Below are 17,388 nucleotides of genomic sequence, written 5' to 3'. Positions count from 1 at the left end.
CTTCTTTTGCCTTTTTTCTATTTGATAAATTTCTTAATGTTTATAGCTAAAGGTTAGTTGCACTTAAAAGCAGCTAAATCGCTCTTAATTAAGCGTTTTAGAATAGACTTCTTTCAAAATTCACTTAGGAAGCTCAAAATTGTAAATTCCTGCAATCAAATTGAACCTTAAACCAAAACGTTTACGTCTATTTCGATAACGATCTGCGATAATTTTAAATCTTTTGAGTAAACCAATCACATTTTCAACCACCACTCTTTGGCTCGCAAGCTTCTTATTTTCTTCCTTTTTTTCTTTCGTTATTGGATTCTTTTTCGTTTTTCTGTGCGGCAATGCAACATTTGCATGAATTTTTTGCATCCCTCTGTAACCTGCATCGGCTAGGATCTGCTAATATCCGCACCTTTGACTCCTTAAAAAGCATGTCTTCTACCGTTCGAAAAAGATGTGCAAATAATTTTTTTACTTTCTTTTCCCGTTATTAACTACGTTTTTAGAGTGTGTTTTTTCCTGAATAAAAGTGTTTTTGCTTTTTTTTGGGTCCGATTGGTGTCTCCGTGGCACCATACTCCATCTCACTTTTTAAGAGCTCTTTTCGCCCTGGCAATGCAAAATCTGGATGTTTTACCAACGTATCTTCAATCCACCTTATTATTTTATAAGTTGTACTTTCCATAACTTTGGCTTATATGAAAATATGTTCGGTATTCTCTCATATATTCTAATGCCATAAGTAACCTGTCTTCTATACAAAGCTTGCTTTTACGCCCACTCTTTGCTTTTTTTCGTCTGTCTTCTTCATCTAAAATTTCCACCATCTTATTGAAAGTTGTCTGCTTTATCCCTGTTAAGCACCTAAATTTCTCTCCCTCCAGTTTCTCTATTTGTTCATATCTCATACATTTTAAATATATGATTTTATACTAATTCTTTGTCTTTTATCAATTTTGAAAGAAGTCTATTATATTAAACGTTTGAAAACATTGTACTGCAAAGCTCCAGCTCCATTTTCAATTATTATATAGAGTATTTTCTCAGTGGTTCATCAATACAATAAACACTTAACTTGTTCTTGGCAATTTTAATTTATTAATGCATAATATATATATGTTAACAATAAACAGGAATTTAAAATGAGCACATTAGATAAAGAAGGCTGGGAACATATAGAAAAACATGAATGTAATACAAGGGAAAATATAAATATTTTCTTCTATAACACATTAGCCAGTTTAAGTAGATCATGGAAAGATTTTAAAATAGATGTATATGTGACTATGTATGAAATCGGAACTTGATTAGAAAAGACATATGAAAATTTCACTAAACAAGCTGCAACGCATAACCACTATGTTCCAAAAGAAAAACCCCCTGTTGAAGAAATAGAAATGAAGGAACTAAATTGTACATATAAGCCATTCCAAACTCCACCTATCCATCCAATAAACAGAAATCCTAGCTCAGATCAAGTTTTTGTTACTCAACACATACCTGACGCTGCTAAAAAATCCCACATTTAAGTGCTTTATTACGTAGCACTTAAATGGTATATTTCTTACCATTGTATCCAATAAAACCTTTACAATATTTCGATCATAGGTTTAACTTTACGAAGTTATAATCTATAGGGCTTCAATGAACGATTATCTCTCACTGCTAAACCCCGAGCAACAATCAGCTGTAACTAACATAGATGGGCCGGTTTTGATATTGGCAGGGGCCGGAACGGGAAAAACAAGAACAATCACTTCAAGAATAGCACATATAATTCGCAATGGCTACGCTTACTCTGATGAGATCTTAGCTGTTACATTCACGAATAAAGCAGCAAATGAAATGGTATCGAGGGTACTCGAGCTAACGGGCACTAATATACCATGGCTTGGCACTTTTCATGCAATTGCAGCAAAAATTTTACGTCGTCATGCTGAAGTTGTGGGCTTAAACTCCAATTTTACAATTATTGGTGTGGATGATCAATTACAGGTAATAAAAAATATCATTAATGAAATAAGCCCCAATAATTTGTCAGAAAAATATAGCACCATTATGAATATAATTCAAAAATGGAAAGAGAAGTGCTTGTTGCCATCTGAAGTGGAAGACGTTCAATCATTTAGGCCAGTATACGTAACTGCACTAAAAGTCTATCACCAATATCAAGAGAGATTAAAGTTCCTCAACTCTGTCGATTTCGGTGATTTACTACTATATAATATACAACTCTTCAATCAGAATACTGAAACTCTGTCCTACTACCAAAATAAGTTCAAATATATAATGGTAGATGAGTATCAAGATACAAATGTGATACAATATCTCTGGCTAAAATACCTTGCAAAAGAGCACTCAAACATTTGTTGTGTGGGAGATGACGATCAATCGATATATAGTTGGCGTGGCGCAGAAGTCGAAAACATTTTAAAATTCTCCGATGATTTTAAAAATGCAAAAACCGTCAAACTAGAATGTAACTACAGGTCAACATCTCACATACTTGCAACTGCGTCATATGTCATCAATCACAATAAAACTCGCTTAGAAAAAAAATTGTGGACAACAAATATTGAAGGGGAAAAGGTAAATGTAATAAAATTATGGGATGGGAAAGTTGAAGCAAGGTTCATAAGCGAACAGATATTAAAGCTTAATAAATATAGATTTAGTGACATTGCAGTGCTGGTGAGAGCTACTTTTCAAACTAGAGTTCTGGAAGAATATTTTATAAAATATTCAATCCCTTACAAGATTATAAGTGGCGTAAAATTCTATGAACGTCAGGAAGTTCGAGACGTAATTGCGTACTTAAGACTCATTACAAACAATAACGATGACTTAGCTTTTGAAAGGATCGTAAACCGGCCAAAGAGAAGCATAGGAGCTACAACTCTAAAGAAGATATACACAACCGCTCAAGATAATAGAATTTCTTTTTTTGAAGCAGCAAAAATACTAGTTGATAGTAATCAACTAACCGAAAAAATCAAACTCTCACTAAATGATTTTTTAAATAAAATTAAAGCTTGGGAAGAATTAGTAAGTGCAAAACCACTCCATGGATTTGTTGAAACCATAGCAAATCAATCAGGGTATATTGAAATGCTTGAAAATGAAGGAGTGACAGGCTTAGCACGAATAGAAAATGTCAAAGAGCTCATCTCATCTTTAAAGAATTTTGATAATGCCACAACTTTCTTGGAACACATAAGTCTGGTGATGGAAGTGGATAATATGAATAACGATGACACCGTATATGTTATGACTCTTCATGCAGCTAAGGGACTTGAATTTCCATGTGTGTTTCTACCTGGTTGGGAAGAGGGACTATTCCCTCATCAAAGGTCTTTTGAGGACAAAAGCGGTAAAGCCTTAGAAGAAGAAAGAAGACTTGCATATGTTGGAATAACCAGAGCGAAAGAAAGGTTAATTATTTCATGTGCAGACAGAAGAGAAATGAACAACCAGTGGCAACCGATGTATACCTCGCGATTCATTAAAGAGCTACCAAGAAAAAATGTTGAGGTAATTAAAAGTAACATTGCCTACTGTTGAAAGTAGTTAACTAAAACCGCTAATTTATTTAAGAGAATTTTATAATATTGAATCCACTTACTTTTCTATTTTCCATATCGCAATGAGCCTCTATTGTTTCATCGAATTTATACTTTTTGTTAATCCTGACAGTTAAAAGTTTTTTCCTTATCATCTCAAAGATTTCCATCGCAGTAAGCACTAACGTAAATCTATCGTGCTTATAATGATATATTGAGGTTCCCGTTGCAAATAACGAACGTGAGCTAAGTAAAGAAAAACTAACCGGAGCGCTGCCTGATATTTGTCCATAGGAAACATATATGCCAAACCTACCTAAAGATTCAAAAGAAAGCTTGCTCGTAGTATAGCCTATAGGGTCATACACTGCACCTACTCCTTTATTTTGTGTAATTTCCATAATTTTAGAAATGCAGTCTTTATCATTGTAATTTACTGCGTACGTGCAGCCATTTTGTAAAGCTATCTTCATTTTTTCATCAGAGCTTACAGAACCTACCACTATGCCTTTTTTGTCCTTTGCCCATTGGCATATTATCTGTCCTAAACCACCACTTGCTCCATGAACAAGCACAACAGCACCAGGTTTTATTTTATAAGATTGATTAATCAAATAATGGGCAGTCATGCCTTTAAATAGCACTGCTGCTGCAATTTCATCCGGTATTTCATCTGGAATCTTTATCAGATATTTCTGATGCATGACACGTTTCTCACAATATGCTCCTGGCGGAGCTGTGCAATATCCAACTCTATCTCCAATCTTTAAGCCATCACTTATCTTCTTACCAAGCTCTTCAACAACTCCTACTGCTTCCACTCCAAGCACTGATGGCAAATCTTTAATTTTGCGAATACCTTTTCTATGTTCTAAGTCATAACGATTTAAGCCAATAACTGTATGGCGTACTAACACTTCCTCGCCTTTTGGCTCGCCTATATTCTTATCTACAAATTCTAATACTTCCGGTCCCCCAGTTTTTTTAATTTGTACAGCTCTAACCATGGCGAATATAAGATAAAAACTTTGATTATGTTACCTAATAACCAATATCTTGTAAAATTATTTAGAAATATATACTGTAAAATATGCATTAATATAGGAAATTTCGAACAAATAGCCGGACACAAAAGTCTGCATGTATAGCTGACTAAGATAGGCCATTATGTGAGGTTTTGAGATATACTAAAATTAGCACAAAGAGAAGTCTATAAAATATAATTGATCGGGGCGGAGAGATTTGAACTCCCGACCCTTTGGTCCCAAACCAAATGCGCTACCAGACTGCGCCACGCCCCGACTTTTTTACTTAGGATATCAATAATTCAGACAAAATGCAAGGTTCATTTATTTACTAAAATGATGATTGGTATTACATGACCTCTCTAAAAGAATCTGCTCATATCTTTCCAGCAATGAAACAGCAAAAACCATTTGCAGGCTAGTATTAAGTTTCCGCTCACAGTTTTTCTGGGTAAGGTCAAATACAAGCTACTCTGAATCAACTGACAAATTGGACGCCCGATAAGCGTAATTTGGAGCTTCTTGTGTAATGATTATATCATGAGCATGGCTCTCTCTTAATCCTGACGCAGTAATAGTAACAAATTTACAGCTTTTCTTCATTTCTTCTATATTTTTATTGCCAGTGTACCCCATTGAAGCTCGTAATCCGCCAATTAATTGATGAATCACTCCTGAAGCTGAACCTTTAAATGGAACTCTTCCTTCGACTCCTTCTGGAACTAATTTAAGTTTTGAGTCTTTATCTTGAAAGTAACGGCTAGCTGAACCTCGTTTCATTGAACTAATAGATCCCATCCCCCGATAACCTTTGTATGCTCTGCCCTTATACATGACGATCTCACCTGGACTTTCGTCAGTACCAGCAAAAATTGAACCGATCATTACAGAATCAGCACCTGCTGCAATAGCTTTTGCAACATCCCCAGAGTGTTTTATTCCACCATCAGCAATCAGTCTAACGTTTCTTGCTCTACATGCCTCTGCAACATTCTTGATTGCAGAGAATTGTGGCACGCCAACACCTGTAACTATTCTGGTTGTACAGATTGATCCAGGTCCTATTCCAACCTTCACTGCATCAACACCCGCGTCAATCAACGCTTCAGCAGCCTCTTTTGTGGCAATGTTGCCACCAATTAACTGTGTATCCGGATACATCTTCTTTATTTCTCTAATAGTGTTAATAACACCCGCGGAATGACCGTGAGCAGTATCCACAACAATCACGTCAGTTTCTTCTCCAATTAAAGCTTCACATCTTTCTATACCATCTTTTTTACCAGTGCCAATTGCAGCAGCAACTCTGAGTCGCCCTTTACTATCTTTACATGAGTTGGGATATCTATTGTATTTTTCAATGTCTTTAACCGTAATTAGACCTATACAACAGGAATTTTCATCTACAACCAAAAGCTTCTCTATTCTATTTTCATGCAATAATTTCATTGCTGAGGCACTATCCACTCCCTGTTCCCACACTGTAATTAACCTATCTTTTGTCATCACCTCGGAGACTTTGATATTCATGTTCTGGTCTTCAATGAACCTCACATCCCGGTTAGTCAAAATTCCAACTAACTTGCGTTGATCGACTACAGGAATGCCAGAATAATTGTGTTCTCTCATTAATGAAATTGCTTCTGCAACCGTTTTATCTGGGGAAATCGTAATTGGATTATACACAATCCAACTTTCATATTTTTTCACCTTTCTTACTTCTGAAACTTGCTCATCTATTGATAAGTTTTTATGTATGCAACCTATTCCACCATGTTGGGCAATAGCTATTGCAAAGTCTGATTCAGTAACAGTATCCATTGCAGAGGATAATAGAGGGATGTTGAGTTTTATATTATTTGTTAAATAAGTTTTTGTGTCTGCATCGCAAGGCAATATATTAGAATGAGCTGGTAAAAGGAGTATATCGTCAAACGAATAACAAGCTTCCATTTTTTTCATACGCTTTATTTAAATCTTATACACCAATTAATTAAATTGCAATAAGGCTTTGCAAAATTAGCTGGGTGAGGTTTCGTTGCATAGCTAATTGTTTTTAGGTGGATAGAAAAGCTGCCAGAATATATGATTATTCTATTATGAAATGAGCATTTTAACTATGCATATGCTGCAAAATGAAAGTCAGTAGCCAAGGCGAACGTAACAGACTAAAAAGACCTTGTTACTTGTGAGCGGAATTCGCTGTCAATTAATAATATCTTTATTATTATATGAGATAGCTAAACTAGCATTTATAAATTTGTACTGTGTTACGCATAACTCAGGAAAGTAAGATTTACGCTGAAATGGCGCCAATGTGTGGCTCAAACGCTACAGCACTTGGACCTATATTTATCTATATATTAATTTGTGCTATAATTTTATTAGGGTTTTCTTTTGCCTATGCCAACGAAAATTTGGAGATACAAGAAGCCTTTGATAACGTTACTAAATATATAAAAGCTGATGAAAAATACAAAGACTTTGACGTCATTGAGAGAAAAAGTGATAGGTTTCATATCAAAGTTGCACAGAACTCTGGCAAGAATTTTAGCATACACTCTACTTTAAAAAGAGTAAAAGATTCCTTTGAGTCGGGAGATAACGATACAGCTATTTCTCTTCTTAATCAAGTCATTACAAAATTTCCTTATCATAAAACTGCTTTAATTGGGTTGGGAAACATTTATTACGCTAATAAAGAATACAAAAAAGCTATAGAGATCTACATAAGACTGTTAAAAGAATACCCTAGTAACTCTTATATATTGGAAAATTTTTTGACGATAATTTCACAATATAATCCTGATCTGGCGTTAAGTGAAATGTTGAAATTGTATGATATACACAAAAATTGTGCTCCTTTATTAGCAAACCTAGGCCTGATCCATATGAAAAAGGAGGATTATACAAAAGCCAAGGAGTACATGATAACTGCTATTTCCCTTGATCAAAATAATATTTTTTATACCTATAATCTAGCTGTTATTCTAGATAAACTTTCAGATTTCAAAAATGCTGCAATATTCTACTTAAAGTTGTTGAACATGGCTGCAAATTCGAAGGACGTAAGTGAAAAAATATCTATACACAAGGTGGAAGCAAGACTAAAATTTATAAAGCTTCACAGCACACACTCAACAATTTTGTAAAAGCTTGTGCCCTAATTATTATTTCAGTTGTTTGAATCTGATTTATTAGACCTCTTGCATAACAAACTTTTGGCAGCGCGTTGGAAGAAAATTCCTTGACAAACTCCGTCAGCGCCCTTATCATAAAACTGAAGCTATTTTATTTAACTTCGCAATCTCTGCAGCGGATTAAAATGACAAGAAAACTTGTATTTGGCGTACTATTGTTTAATTTTTTGCACTATGTGCACCGTATGTCTTTATAAAATTTCTAGGTTTTTACCTATACAAGCTGAAACGCGCTTATAAAGCGTTCAAGACATCACCCAACGTCAAATTTTAAAATAGAGAGTGTAATAACTAGCTACCACGGGTTTTCTTTGCCTTTTTTTTCTGCCTAGTAAATTTTTTAAACATTTAAACTAAGGTTAGTTGCACTTAAAAGCAGCTAAATTGCAGCGTTTAAGGCTTAAAAAACGCCAATACTGAAATAGAAAGTGGCTAGGGTTTCTTTTGCCTTTTTTTAGGTTATGCAAGAAGTCTATTGAATGATGGAAGAGACATACTCCATTATTTTAGCACGAAGTAACAAATTCAATGAATTAGTTCTTCAAAAAACTTTTACAGTAGGAGTAGCCTCATATAGCGATCTCATTAAAAGAAACTTTTGTCAGTGATAGAAATAGAAAGCGGACAGCCAATATCAATATACAAAGAGTTAAGAAATTTTAGATTACCAGTGATTTGTGTAGATGCAAGGCATATGGCAGCAGTATTATTTGCAAGAATCAATAAAAACGATAAGAATGATGCAAAGGAAGCTTTGATTTTTAGAAAATCTGTCGTTATTAAAAAATATGCAAGAAGTTTTATAAAAACTTAACATAATTTCATCATAAAAATATCATTCTTAAGTCGTGTGTAAGAACGAATTTTAGTACTAAGCGAATCTTTTTTAATTAATTATGAGTTGGGTAATTTGGAAAATAAATTTTATTTACTTTTGCAATATCTTAAGATCTAATGTCACTTTATCAGTCAGAAGTATCAAGAAGGATTACAATTTAGGCTAGTATGTTTTTTACCCTTTTTCTTAAAATATTACCTGTTTATATTACAATATTTATTGGTTATTTAGCAGGAAAATATCTTAAGATTGATAGAAATACTATATCTCAAATACTCTTTTATATAGCTAATCCAATAGTGATTTTATATGGAGTATCTCATATAGAAGTCAATTTCCAGATAATTTCCTTACCGATTTTAACATGGTTTATAGGTAGCACTATGTCCTTATCAGTGTATTACCTTTCTTCTTTTTTATTTAAGGATAATACGAGAAACATATTGGCATTTAGCTCAGGCAGTACAAGTATGGGTTATTTCGGCCTGCCAATCGCCATGGCTTTATTTGATGAAGATTCAGTATCTGTATATGTCGTCTGTTATATAGGAATGGCGTTGTTTGAAAATAGCTTAGGATTTTACATTGCTGCAAATGGTATTTACACTGCAAAAGAATGCATGCTGAAGTTGTTTAAGCTTCCTTCGTCCTACGCGATGATTCTAGGCTTCTTTCTAAGTGTATGTGGTATACGAATACCTACTTTTTTAACGGATGTTATGATAAATATTAGAGGTACATTTGCTACGCTAGGAATGATGCTGCTTGGAGTAAGCATTGCAAAAATTACAAGCTTTAAAATAGATTGGAAGCTCGCTTTGATCACTATTACAGCAAAGTACGTGTTCTGGCCATTGTTTGTTTTAGGAATTGTTCTTCTAGACAGACACGTTATAGGTGCATACGATGAGAGTATATATAAAGCACTGATGTTGCTGGCCGTTATTCCAGTTTCTGGATCCAGTATAATGCTTGCTAATATTCTAAATTTTCAACCAGATAAAGCTACTTTATTACTTCTAATCAGTACTGCAGTAGGACTATTTTATGTTCCACTAATAATATCATTATTTTTCACCAAACTTGTTCCTTTTTGATTAAAAATTCAAGCGACGTAATATTAGGCATACTTGCTGCTTGTTGAGAAGTCTCATGTCAAAATTAGCTATGCAATTCAATTACTCTGCCACAATTCTGCTCTATCACACTTGCTACATTTAGTATTCCAGCTTCATCATAATAGTTTCCAATTACTTGTAGAGCAAGTGGTAAACCCTCATTGGACAGTCCAACAGGAACGGAGATAGCGGGTAAGCCAGCTAGACTTGCTGGTACGGTAAAGACATCATTAATGCACATAATTAGCGGATCTGGCTTTTCATTCAAGCCAAAAGCTTCTGTTGGAGCAGACGGAACAAGTATATAATCTATTTTTTCAAATGCTTTTATAAAATCATTTCTGATTAATGCTCTAATACACTGTGCTTTTTCGTAATATTCATTGTAGTGACCTGAAGAGAGTGCATAAGCACCAATTAAGATTCTTCTTTTTACCTCTTTTCCAAAACCTTCTGCCCTTGTTAGTGAATACATTTCTTCGAGAGTGTCAGCATCAACCCTGAATCCATAACGCACACCATCATAACGAGCAAGATTAGATGAAGCTTCAGCAGAACAAATTAAATAATAGACTGGTATTGCATATTTAGTGTGCGGCAAGTTGATATCAACAACTTCAGCACCATTTTTTTTTAAATCGGAAGAAACTTTTTCCCAATGATGGACAATCTCTTCTGAAATCCCATCCATTCTATATTCTTTTGGTATACCAATGCGTTTACCCTTGATATTACCATTTATAAAGCTAGAAAATTTAGGTACTGGTCTTTTACTAGATGTTGAATCTTTATTATCATAGCCACAAATTGTTTCCAACATTAACGCTGAGTCAGAAACAGAACGAGTAATAACCCCTGCTTGGTCCAGAGAACTTGCAAATGCAATCATGCCAAAACGCGAGCATCTTCCGTAAGTTGGCTTTGTTCCAACTACTCCACAATAAGCTGCTGGTTGGCGTACAGATCCACCGGTATCACTTCCTAGCGCACCGGCGCATAGAAATCCAGCAACCGATGCTGCGGATCCACCAGATGACCCACCAGGTACAACCTTTTCTCCGTCGCTTTTTCTAGCCCACACATTTTCAACAGAACCAAAATAGCTGTTTGTGTTTGCAGAACCCATAGCAAATTCATCCATGTTAAGCTTACCGAGCATAGCTGCTCCACTTTTTAGGAGCAAGTCAGATACCGTAGATTCATAAGTTGGAACGAAATTCTCCAGCATTTTTGAGCATGCTGTCGTTTTTGTTCCTTTCGTACAGAATAAATCTTTAATACCAACTGGTATGCCCATTAATGGTGGAATCATGCTATCCTTTTGCTTGGAGAAATGTTCATCTGCAGCTTTAGCGGCTTTGATTGCTATTTCTGGGGTTTTCGTTATAAATGCGTTTAATTTCTCATTTTCGACTGCGTTGATATGCGCCTCTATAAGCTCAACAGCAGAAAAATCTCTCTGTTTGAGCCCATTATGCATCTCTGTAATGCTTAACTTTCTTAATTCATTCATTAATATTCAATTTTTAGCAAGACATTAATTATAACAACGATACGGTAAAAAATCTATATATTTGTAATTACAGTTAGAAATGATTGGTGAGTTTAAAGTTAATTAGCTGTACTGTAAGTTCACGCATTTGCCTTTTAAACTTAAATATCAACATCATGCACATTAAGTGCGTTGTTATTAATGAAATCACGGCGTGGTTCAACTATGTCACCCATTAGCACTGAGAATATAGAATCCGCTTCTTCACAATCTTTTATTTCAACCTTCAGTAAAGTTCTAGTCTCAGGATTGAGTGTAGTATCCCACAGTTGATCGGCATTCATTTCACCAAGACCTTTAAATCTCTGTAGAGTTAAACCTTTTTTACCATAGTCCATTATTATTTTTGCAAGTGCACTCGGAGACGTGATTTTTATTTCAGTTTCCTGTGACTTTAAAAATGAATCACCATTAAATAAATTATTTATACCATCAAGTAAGCTTAATATGTTTTGCATATCTTTACTTTCAAGCATGCTAAGTGGGAATATATATTTGTCTGCCAACCCCTGAAATAGCTTAGAGACGTGAATTTCTCTTTCTTCATCTTTTATTTCTACTTCCCAATTATATTCGCTATACATTAACTTTAAATATTTCAATATCTCATCAGCAAACGATAGGCCATTCTTTTTGCTTAAAATTAGTAGTGACTCCAATAGATTTTGTGGTATTTCCCTGTCATAATTTTTGCTAATATTTGAAATACTAAGACATTTGTTCAAAATAAAGCGTAAATCTTTGTCTGTACCGCTTAACGTCAATCTTTTAACTGCTGAATTTACTATATACTCTTCAAAAGTTTCATCATCTTTTATATAAGTGTCTTTAGCATTTTTTGTAACTTTATAGAGAGGCGGCTGCGCTATATATAAGTAGCCTTTTTCAATAATTTCGCGCATATGTCTAAAAAAGAAAGTTAGAATCAAAGTTCTTATATGTGAACCATCAACATCTGCATCTGTCATGATGATAATTTTATGATATCTAGCTTTTTCAATATTGAAGTGTTCACTCCCTATTCCAGCACCAATTGCCGTGATCAAAGAGCCAATTTCTGCAGATGAAAAAATACGATCTAGACCTGCACGCTCTACATTTAAAATCTTTCCTCTTAAGGCAAGAACTGCTTGTGTTTTACGACTACGCCCCTGCTTTGCAGTACCACCTGCTGAATTACCCTCTACTATGAACAATTCCGATAACTCAGGAGCTTTTTCCTGACAATCAGCAAGCTTTCCAGGTAAAGTTGCAATATCAATATTGTTCTTACTTTTAACTAATTCACGTGCCTTTCGAGCAGCTTCTCTTCCTTTTGCTGACCTAATTGCTCTTTCTACTACGCTTGCTGCTAACTTGGGATCAGTTTCAAGTATCGTACTTAATTTGTCAGAAACTATGCTTTCTATCACTGTACGCGCTTCAGAACTAACTAGCTTATCTTTTGTTTGTGAAGAAAATTTAGGATCGGGCATCTTAAGAGATAAAACACAAGTTAAACCTTCTCTAACATCCTCTCCAGTTAAATTTACTTTTGCTTTCTTTAAAAACCCTTCATTAGTTGCATAGTTATTGATACACCGAGTTAATGCAGATCTAAATCCTGCCAAATGCGTACCACCATCCCGCTGCCTTATGTTATTTGTAAAGCATAGCATGTTTTCATAGTAGGAATCATTCCATTCCATTGAGATTTCTACACTGATGCCAAGATCTTCTGCATCACCTTTTATGCTGGCAATCTTAGTGACATGTGTTTTATTCTTATCCAAGTATCGTACAAAATTTGCTGTACCAAAATTTCCTCCAGATTGATCAGTCTGATTGAAATGAGATTCCGTGGGTGGCTTATTACGCAAATCACGTAAACTAATACTAATATTTGAATTTAAAAATGCTAATTCTCTTATACGACTTTCAAGAGTGGAGTAGCTAAAATTAATATCATTAAAAGTCTCTGTTGATGGCATGAAAGTGACTTTAGTTCCTCTTTTGTTTGTGTTTTCATTAATTACTTTTAAAGGTTCAATAGAATCACCATCTTCAAAACGCATAAAGTGTTCTTTCTTGTTGCGCCAAATAGTTAATTCTAGCCAGCTTGATAATGCATTTACAACTGAGATTCCAACACCATGTAATCCGCCAGAGATCTTGTAGGTATTGTTGTCAAACTTACCGCCAGCATGCAGTTGAGTCATTATTACTTCTGCTGCTGATATTCCCTCCTCTTCATGAATATCTGTTGGAATGCCACGACCGTTGTCAGTCACGGATACTGAACCATCTTCATTGATGCTAATTTCAATTTTATCACAATATCCGGCTGAAGATTCATCCATTGAATTATCAAAAACTTCATACACCATACGATGTAAGCCAGATCCATCATCAGTATCACCAATGTACATACCTGGACGTTTTCTTACAGCATCAAGACCTCTTAGGATTTTTATTGCAGCAGCGTTATAGTTACTTTCCATGAAATTGCTTCATTTATAAATATTAATTAATATTACATCCGTATATGCTGATTAGCAACATTTTTAAACTTTTGGTCAAGATTAAAGAGTTGCTTGTTTAAATTTTAAAGAAAAGCTTATTGTTCAAGAAGTTCTAGATAAGCTTCAAATCTATAAAGTTTATTACGTTTCTTGTTGTCATTATCTTCCACTAATATTTTGGCTTCAACAAATTGTAGAATTAGATTATTTACTGTATTATAAGCTTTATTTAACCTTTTACTTAATTCTACAACACCTATGACTGGAAATTGGAAAAGTATGTTTAGCGCTTGCAATGCCATATCATGGATTTTAAAGAAGAATTGACTTACTTGAATCATACCTATTAAGTCCTTTTCTAGCTTTTCAATACTTTTAGCTCTGCAATAAGCATCAAAACTGCTGTCTTTTATAGCGTTTAAATAATATTCAATCCACCCCTCAAAATCACCATGAGTTCTGATTCTGTCTAAACATCTATAATAATCAAAGTGGTTCTTTTTAAAATAGTAGGACGGGTAAAGTATTGGAGTTGATAACAGATCGTAATGAATCAGTAGTATTACAATTAAAAGTCTGCCTATTCTTCCATTACCATCTATAAAAGGGTGAATAATTTCAAATTGTGCATGCACTAGTCCCACCTTTATAAGTGGAGACAATTTGTTATCAGCGTTAACATAGTTTTCTAAGTCGTTCATTAGATTAGACTTCTTTCAAAATTGGCAAACAAGGGAAAAGAAGTATAAAATCAGATATTTTAAGGTATGAGATATAAAGAAATAGAAAAGTTGGAAGGAAAGAAATTTAGGCGCTTAACAGGGGAAAAAAAGGGAACATTTAAGCGAATGGTGGAAATTTTGGATGAGGAGGATAAAAGAAAAAAAGCTAGAAGTGGAAGAAAAAGCAAACTTTGCGTAGAAGATAGGTTGCTTATGGCATTAGAATATATGAGGGAATATCGAACGTATTTCCACATTGGTCAAAGTTATGGCATGAGTGAAAGTAACTGTTTCAAAATAATAAGATGGGTAGAAGACACGCTAATAAAACATCCAGATTTTTCATTACCGGGAAAAAAAGAGCTATTAAAGGGTAATGTAGAATATGAAGTTTTGGTAATAGATGGAACTGAAACACCAGTAGAGAGGCCAAAAAAAAGCAAAAATGCTTCTACTCTGGAAAGAAAAAAAGGCATACTATAAAAACGCAAGTAGTAGCAGAGAAGAAGAGTAAAAAAGTAATATGTACATCTTTCTCGAAAGGTAGGAAACACGATTTTCGGATATTTAGGGAATCAAAGGTAGCAATATTGCCGGAAACTAAAATCTTAGCTGATGCCGGCTACAGAGGAATGCAAAAAATACATAAAAATGTTGTATTACCTCACAGGAAAACGAAAAAGAATCCGTTAAGCAAAGAACAAAAAAAAGAGAACAGAACACTTATGAGCCAAAGGGCAATTGTTGAAAACGTAATTGGCTTATTAAAAAGGTTTAAAATCATTTCCGATAGATATAGAAACCGACGAAAACGTTTTGGTTTAAGATTTAATTTGATTGCTGCTATCCACAATTTTGAGCTCCTTACGTGAATTTTGAAAGAAGTCTATTGACTATTTCAGGTGCAGGAGCTGCAATGAGATCACCAACACATACAGAATCTGCACGATATTCACCACTACCTTCATTAAATTGCATTAATTCTTTGTGAGCAGCTAAGATGGTTTGTGTTATTGTTGAATGTTTTGCTGTACTGAGCGCCATCTCAAGTGATCTTGTATAATTCATAACTAATTGGGTTTGCTTATTAGGTTTCGTTGATGATATTTTTTGGGTAAAAACATCAAGTAAAGTTGTGTGTATACCTTCAATTGCGGAAGAAAGTAGTGCTTCTTTTACAATATATGCCTTAATAAATCTTTCTGAATTTGGTAAACGCTCAGCCATTTCGTTCAACTGACCAAGCTTTATCATTGCTTCTCCGTAAAGGATAGCAATATTTTCACTAAAACTAAAAGGTGGATCTTTTGGAGGCAATGGATAAGGAACAAAGTACGCTAACTTATCTATATAATGATAATAGCCACTTTCACGCATTATTTCAATATACAAGCCCAAATTGAAACAATTATATAAAATCCTGCTTTATATTTCAAGATAAATGACTTGAATGAAATATAATTTACCTTTTTCTTCCGCCTGGACTTTCTAGCTCAACGTAGAATAAATTACTCATACATTCTCCTATTATCTCTTTTTTTTACCACTATCCAGACTGCTGCTAAACTTCTGACACTTTTCCTCAAGAGCTTCACATGCAGCATTAAAAAACATTACTATTTCAGAGGGGTCTGAGAAGCTCTTCCGGATTGTTTCTTGCTCTTCTGCAGGGAAATTGCTAAGAACCTCCCTAGCCATTTCGGGAAATCTTTTAATGATTGTGTCCTTTACCATTTCCCTAGCTTCTTCTTTATTTAGCGTAATAACCACCGATGGATGCAAACCAGATAAAGATTCAACTATTTTATTATAAGTTCCTCCAGTACAACTTTGACCTTGGGGACCATAAGTTGTTGCTGCATCTATAAGACCTTTAATAAATATATCTCTTCTGTTTTTTATATCCTCATTACTTAAAGGAATTCTTTGGTTTTCCGTTCCTGTATTTCTATCATTGCAAGCTTTCCAACACAAAACAGCTACTTGTTTTAGTGTTAACTTACTATAACTGTCTTTAAAACTATCTCCTGTTGTTTTATTAATAAACTCCAAGCATTTAAGTGCATGAGATTTTTCACTTTCTGTAAATTCATTTGACTGTTTAATATACTTTTCAATGTCAGTTGTATTTTCTTTATTTAGCTGTACATAGAATACCTCTTTACTTAGGTTCCCTTTATACTTCTCTATGAGTCTATCAACACTTAAATTTATACTGGAAACTGCATTTGGATCATGAGTGGTTTGCACAACAAAGGGAAGAACATCAACTAAATCGTGAGCAAGAAACTGCCTTTCTTCTTCCGGAGCTTCCAGTATTAAGTTATTAAGCTGCCATATTTCTTTAATGAGTGCTCGGTTTAGTAACCATAAGAATAACACAGGTAATGCTAAAAACACACAGGAAATAATAATGCATACGATTAAAACAGCTCTTAATATTAGCCTAATGATATTTTTTGGCCAAGCCGATAACCTCGTTTCATTTTCTTCTGGTTTAAAAAAATAATCTACTAACCATGAATACAAAAGAAACTGTGCAAGAAAAAAGAATGGAGGAATCATACTTACCAGTAAAATTATGTTAATAAATCTCTTAATTTTACCAGTGTTGTTATAAGCATTTTGTATTCTTTCTACTAGAGCCTGTGCTCTATTTCTATTTTGCTGTCGATTATTATTTTCGCCTGCCAACATATTATACACTCTATTTTACCATTAGTATACCATGTTACGAAAATACGGCAATAAAAAATTCGCGAACACATACCTCTCTGTGATTCATTGGATTTATAGTTGTTTTATTATGCTTTTCCTTTTATTTGTGGTATTGCCTCTTTACTCGCTACTTCATTGAGAACACTACTTGGTTTTGCTGCAG

At 34.3% G+C, this 17,388-nt stretch carries 13 protein-coding genes, 1 tRNA gene and 1 pseudogene; 6 read left to right on the top strand and 9 right to left on the bottom strand.

Features of this window, described 5'->3' with window-relative positions; translation table 11 throughout:
* Positions 1 to 120: 120 nt before the first annotated feature.
* Positions 121 to 899 (bottom strand): annotated as a pseudogene (locus ACICP6_RS02030) (IS5 family transposase).
* 234 nt (positions 900 to 1,133) lie between these two features.
* On the opposite strand from ACICP6_RS02030, the gene ACICP6_RS02025 reads away from it, so the two are divergent.
* Together ACICP6_RS02025 and ACICP6_RS02020 are read left to right on the top strand one after the other, a co-directional pair.
* Positions 1,134 to 1,298 (top strand): hypothetical protein, encoded by a 165-nt coding sequence (locus ACICP6_RS02025; protein ID WP_395463410.1) that lies wholly within the window; start codon positions 1,134 to 1,136, stop codon positions 1,296 to 1,298.
* Positions 1,299 to 1,635: 337 nt separating this feature from the next.
* A complete protein-coding gene (locus ACICP6_RS02020) occupies positions 1,636 to 3,552 on the top strand; it encodes an ATP-dependent helicase (protein ID WP_395463409.1) in 1,917 nt (638 codons plus the stop codon).
* Positions 3,553 to 3,580: 28 nt separating this feature from the next.
* Here ACICP6_RS02020 and ACICP6_RS02015 read toward each other — a convergent pair whose 3' ends face one another.
* The 3 genes from ACICP6_RS02015 to guaB all read right to left on the bottom strand — a co-directional run bounded on the left by ACICP6_RS02015 (position 3,581) and on the right by guaB (position 6,538).
* Positions 3,581 to 4,558 carry a quinone oxidoreductase family protein gene (locus ACICP6_RS02015; RefSeq protein ID WP_395463408.1) on the bottom strand — a complete coding sequence of 326 codons (978 nt, stop codon included), beginning with the start codon at positions 4,556 to 4,558 and terminating at the stop codon, positions 3,581 to 3,583.
* A gap of 220 nt (positions 4,559 to 4,778) precedes the next feature.
* Positions 4,779 to 4,852: transfer RNA gene (locus tag ACICP6_RS02010), tRNA-Pro, on the bottom strand.
* Positions 4,853 to 5,044: 192 nt separating this feature from the next.
* Positions 5,045 to 6,538: an IMP dehydrogenase gene (gene guaB, locus ACICP6_RS02005; RefSeq protein ID WP_395463407.1), complete on the bottom strand. Its 1,494-nt coding sequence runs from the start codon at positions 6,536 to 6,538 to the stop codon at positions 5,045 to 5,047.
* Between the two features lie 305 nt (positions 6,539 to 6,843).
* On the opposite strand from guaB, the gene ACICP6_RS02000 reads away from it, so the two are divergent.
* The 3 genes from ACICP6_RS02000 (at position 6,844) to ACICP6_RS01990 (ending at position 9,711) form a co-directional block, all read left to right on the top strand.
* The gene (locus ACICP6_RS02000) at positions 6,844 to 7,728 is read left to right on the top strand and encodes a tetratricopeptide repeat protein (RefSeq protein ID WP_395463406.1); all 885 of its coding nucleotides are present in this window, start codon (positions 6,844 to 6,846) and stop codon (positions 7,726 to 7,728) included.
* 652 nt (positions 7,729 to 8,380) lie between these two features.
* A complete protein-coding gene (locus ACICP6_RS01995) occupies positions 8,381 to 8,590 on the top strand; it encodes a hypothetical protein (RefSeq protein WP_395463405.1) in 210 nt (69 codons plus the stop codon).
* A 191-nt stretch (positions 8,591 to 8,781) separates the two neighbouring features.
* Positions 8,782 to 9,711: an AEC family transporter gene (locus tag ACICP6_RS01990; RefSeq protein WP_395463404.1), complete on the top strand. Its 930-nt coding sequence runs from the start codon at positions 8,782 to 8,784 to the stop codon at positions 9,709 to 9,711.
* Between the two features lie 64 nt (positions 9,712 to 9,775).
* Here the strand turns inward: ACICP6_RS01990 and gatA are convergent, their stop codons facing one another.
* The 3 genes from gatA to ACICP6_RS01975 form a co-directional block, all read right to left on the bottom strand.
* Positions 9,776 to 11,245: an Asp-tRNA(Asn)/Glu-tRNA(Gln) amidotransferase subunit GatA gene (gene gatA, locus ACICP6_RS01985; RefSeq protein ID WP_395463403.1), complete on the bottom strand. Its 1,470-nt coding sequence runs from the start codon at positions 11,243 to 11,245 to the stop codon at positions 9,776 to 9,778.
* Positions 11,246 to 11,385: 140 nt separating this feature from the next.
* Complete coding sequence (gyrB, locus tag ACICP6_RS01980) at positions 11,386 to 13,764, bottom strand: DNA topoisomerase (ATP-hydrolyzing) subunit B (RefSeq protein WP_395463402.1); 2,379 nt, start codon at positions 13,762 to 13,764, stop codon at positions 11,386 to 11,388.
* A 116-nt stretch (positions 13,765 to 13,880) separates the two neighbouring features.
* Positions 13,881 to 14,486, bottom strand: coding sequence for a Fic family protein (locus tag ACICP6_RS01975; RefSeq protein ID WP_395463401.1), 606 nt, complete (start codon positions 14,484 to 14,486; stop codon positions 13,881 to 13,883).
* Between the two features lie 66 nt (positions 14,487 to 14,552).
* Between ACICP6_RS01975 and ACICP6_RS01970 the strand changes: the two genes are divergently transcribed.
* Positions 14,553 to 15,379 (top strand): IS5 family transposase gene (locus tag ACICP6_RS01970; protein WP_395462622.1). Its coding sequence is split into 2 segments (ribosomal slippage): positions 14,553 to 14,940 and positions 14,940 to 15,379, totalling 828 coding nucleotides; the frame shifts between segments, so codons are not numbered across the junction.
* On the opposite strand, the gene ACICP6_RS01965 is transcribed toward ACICP6_RS01970, so the two are convergent.
* Positions 15,372 to 15,899, bottom strand: coding sequence for a Fic/DOC family N-terminal domain-containing protein (locus ACICP6_RS01965; protein ID WP_395463400.1), 528 nt, complete (start codon positions 15,897 to 15,899; stop codon positions 15,372 to 15,374). The two genes, ACICP6_RS01970 and ACICP6_RS01965, sit on opposite strands and share 8 nt — an antisense overlap.
* Positions 15,900 to 16,034: 135 nt before the next feature.
* A complete protein-coding gene (locus tag ACICP6_RS01960; RefSeq protein ID WP_395463399.1) occupies positions 16,035 to 17,204 on the bottom strand; it encodes a hypothetical protein in 1,170 nt (389 codons plus the stop codon).
* Positions 17,205 to 17,388: the final 184 nt, after the last annotated feature.

Source organism: Wolbachia endosymbiont of Cantharis cryptica (assembly GCF_964277405.1).
Taxonomy (GTDB): Bacteria; Pseudomonadota; Alphaproteobacteria; order Rickettsiales; family Anaplasmataceae; genus Wolbachia.
This window is presented reverse-complemented; position numbering and strand designations above follow the sequence as displayed.

Excerpts from the sequence above, each read along its gene's own strand:
- ACICP6_RS01990 (WP_395463404.1), top strand. The coding sequence starts at position 8,782 with ATGTTTTTTACCCTTTTTCTTAAAATATTACCTGTTTATATTACAATA.
- guaB (WP_395463407.1), bottom strand. The coding sequence starts at position 6,538 with ATGAAAAAAATGGAAGCTTGTTATTCGTTTGACGATATACTCCTTTTA.
- ACICP6_RS01975 (WP_395463401.1), bottom strand. The coding sequence starts at position 14,486 with ATGAACGACTTAGAAAACTATGTTAACGCTGATAACAAATTGTCTCCA.
- gyrB (WP_395463402.1), bottom strand. The coding sequence starts at position 13,764 with ATGGAAAGTAACTATAACGCTGCTGCAATAAAAATCCTAAGAGGTCTT.
- gatA (WP_395463403.1), bottom strand. The coding sequence starts at position 11,245 with ATGAATGAATTAAGAAAGTTAAGCATTACAGAGATGCATAATGGGCTC.
- ACICP6_RS02020 (WP_395463409.1), top strand. The coding sequence starts at position 1,636 with ATGAACGATTATCTCTCACTGCTAAACCCCGAGCAACAATCAGCTGTA.
- ACICP6_RS01960 (WP_395463399.1), bottom strand. The coding sequence starts at position 17,204 with ATGTTGGCAGGCGAAAATAATAATCGACAGCAAAATAGAAATAGAGCA.
- ACICP6_RS02025 (WP_395463410.1), top strand. The coding sequence starts at position 1,134 with ATGAGCACATTAGATAAAGAAGGCTGGGAACATATAGAAAAACATGAA.
- ACICP6_RS02015 (WP_395463408.1), bottom strand. The coding sequence starts at position 4,558 with ATGGTTAGAGCTGTACAAATTAAAAAAACTGGGGGACCGGAAGTATTA.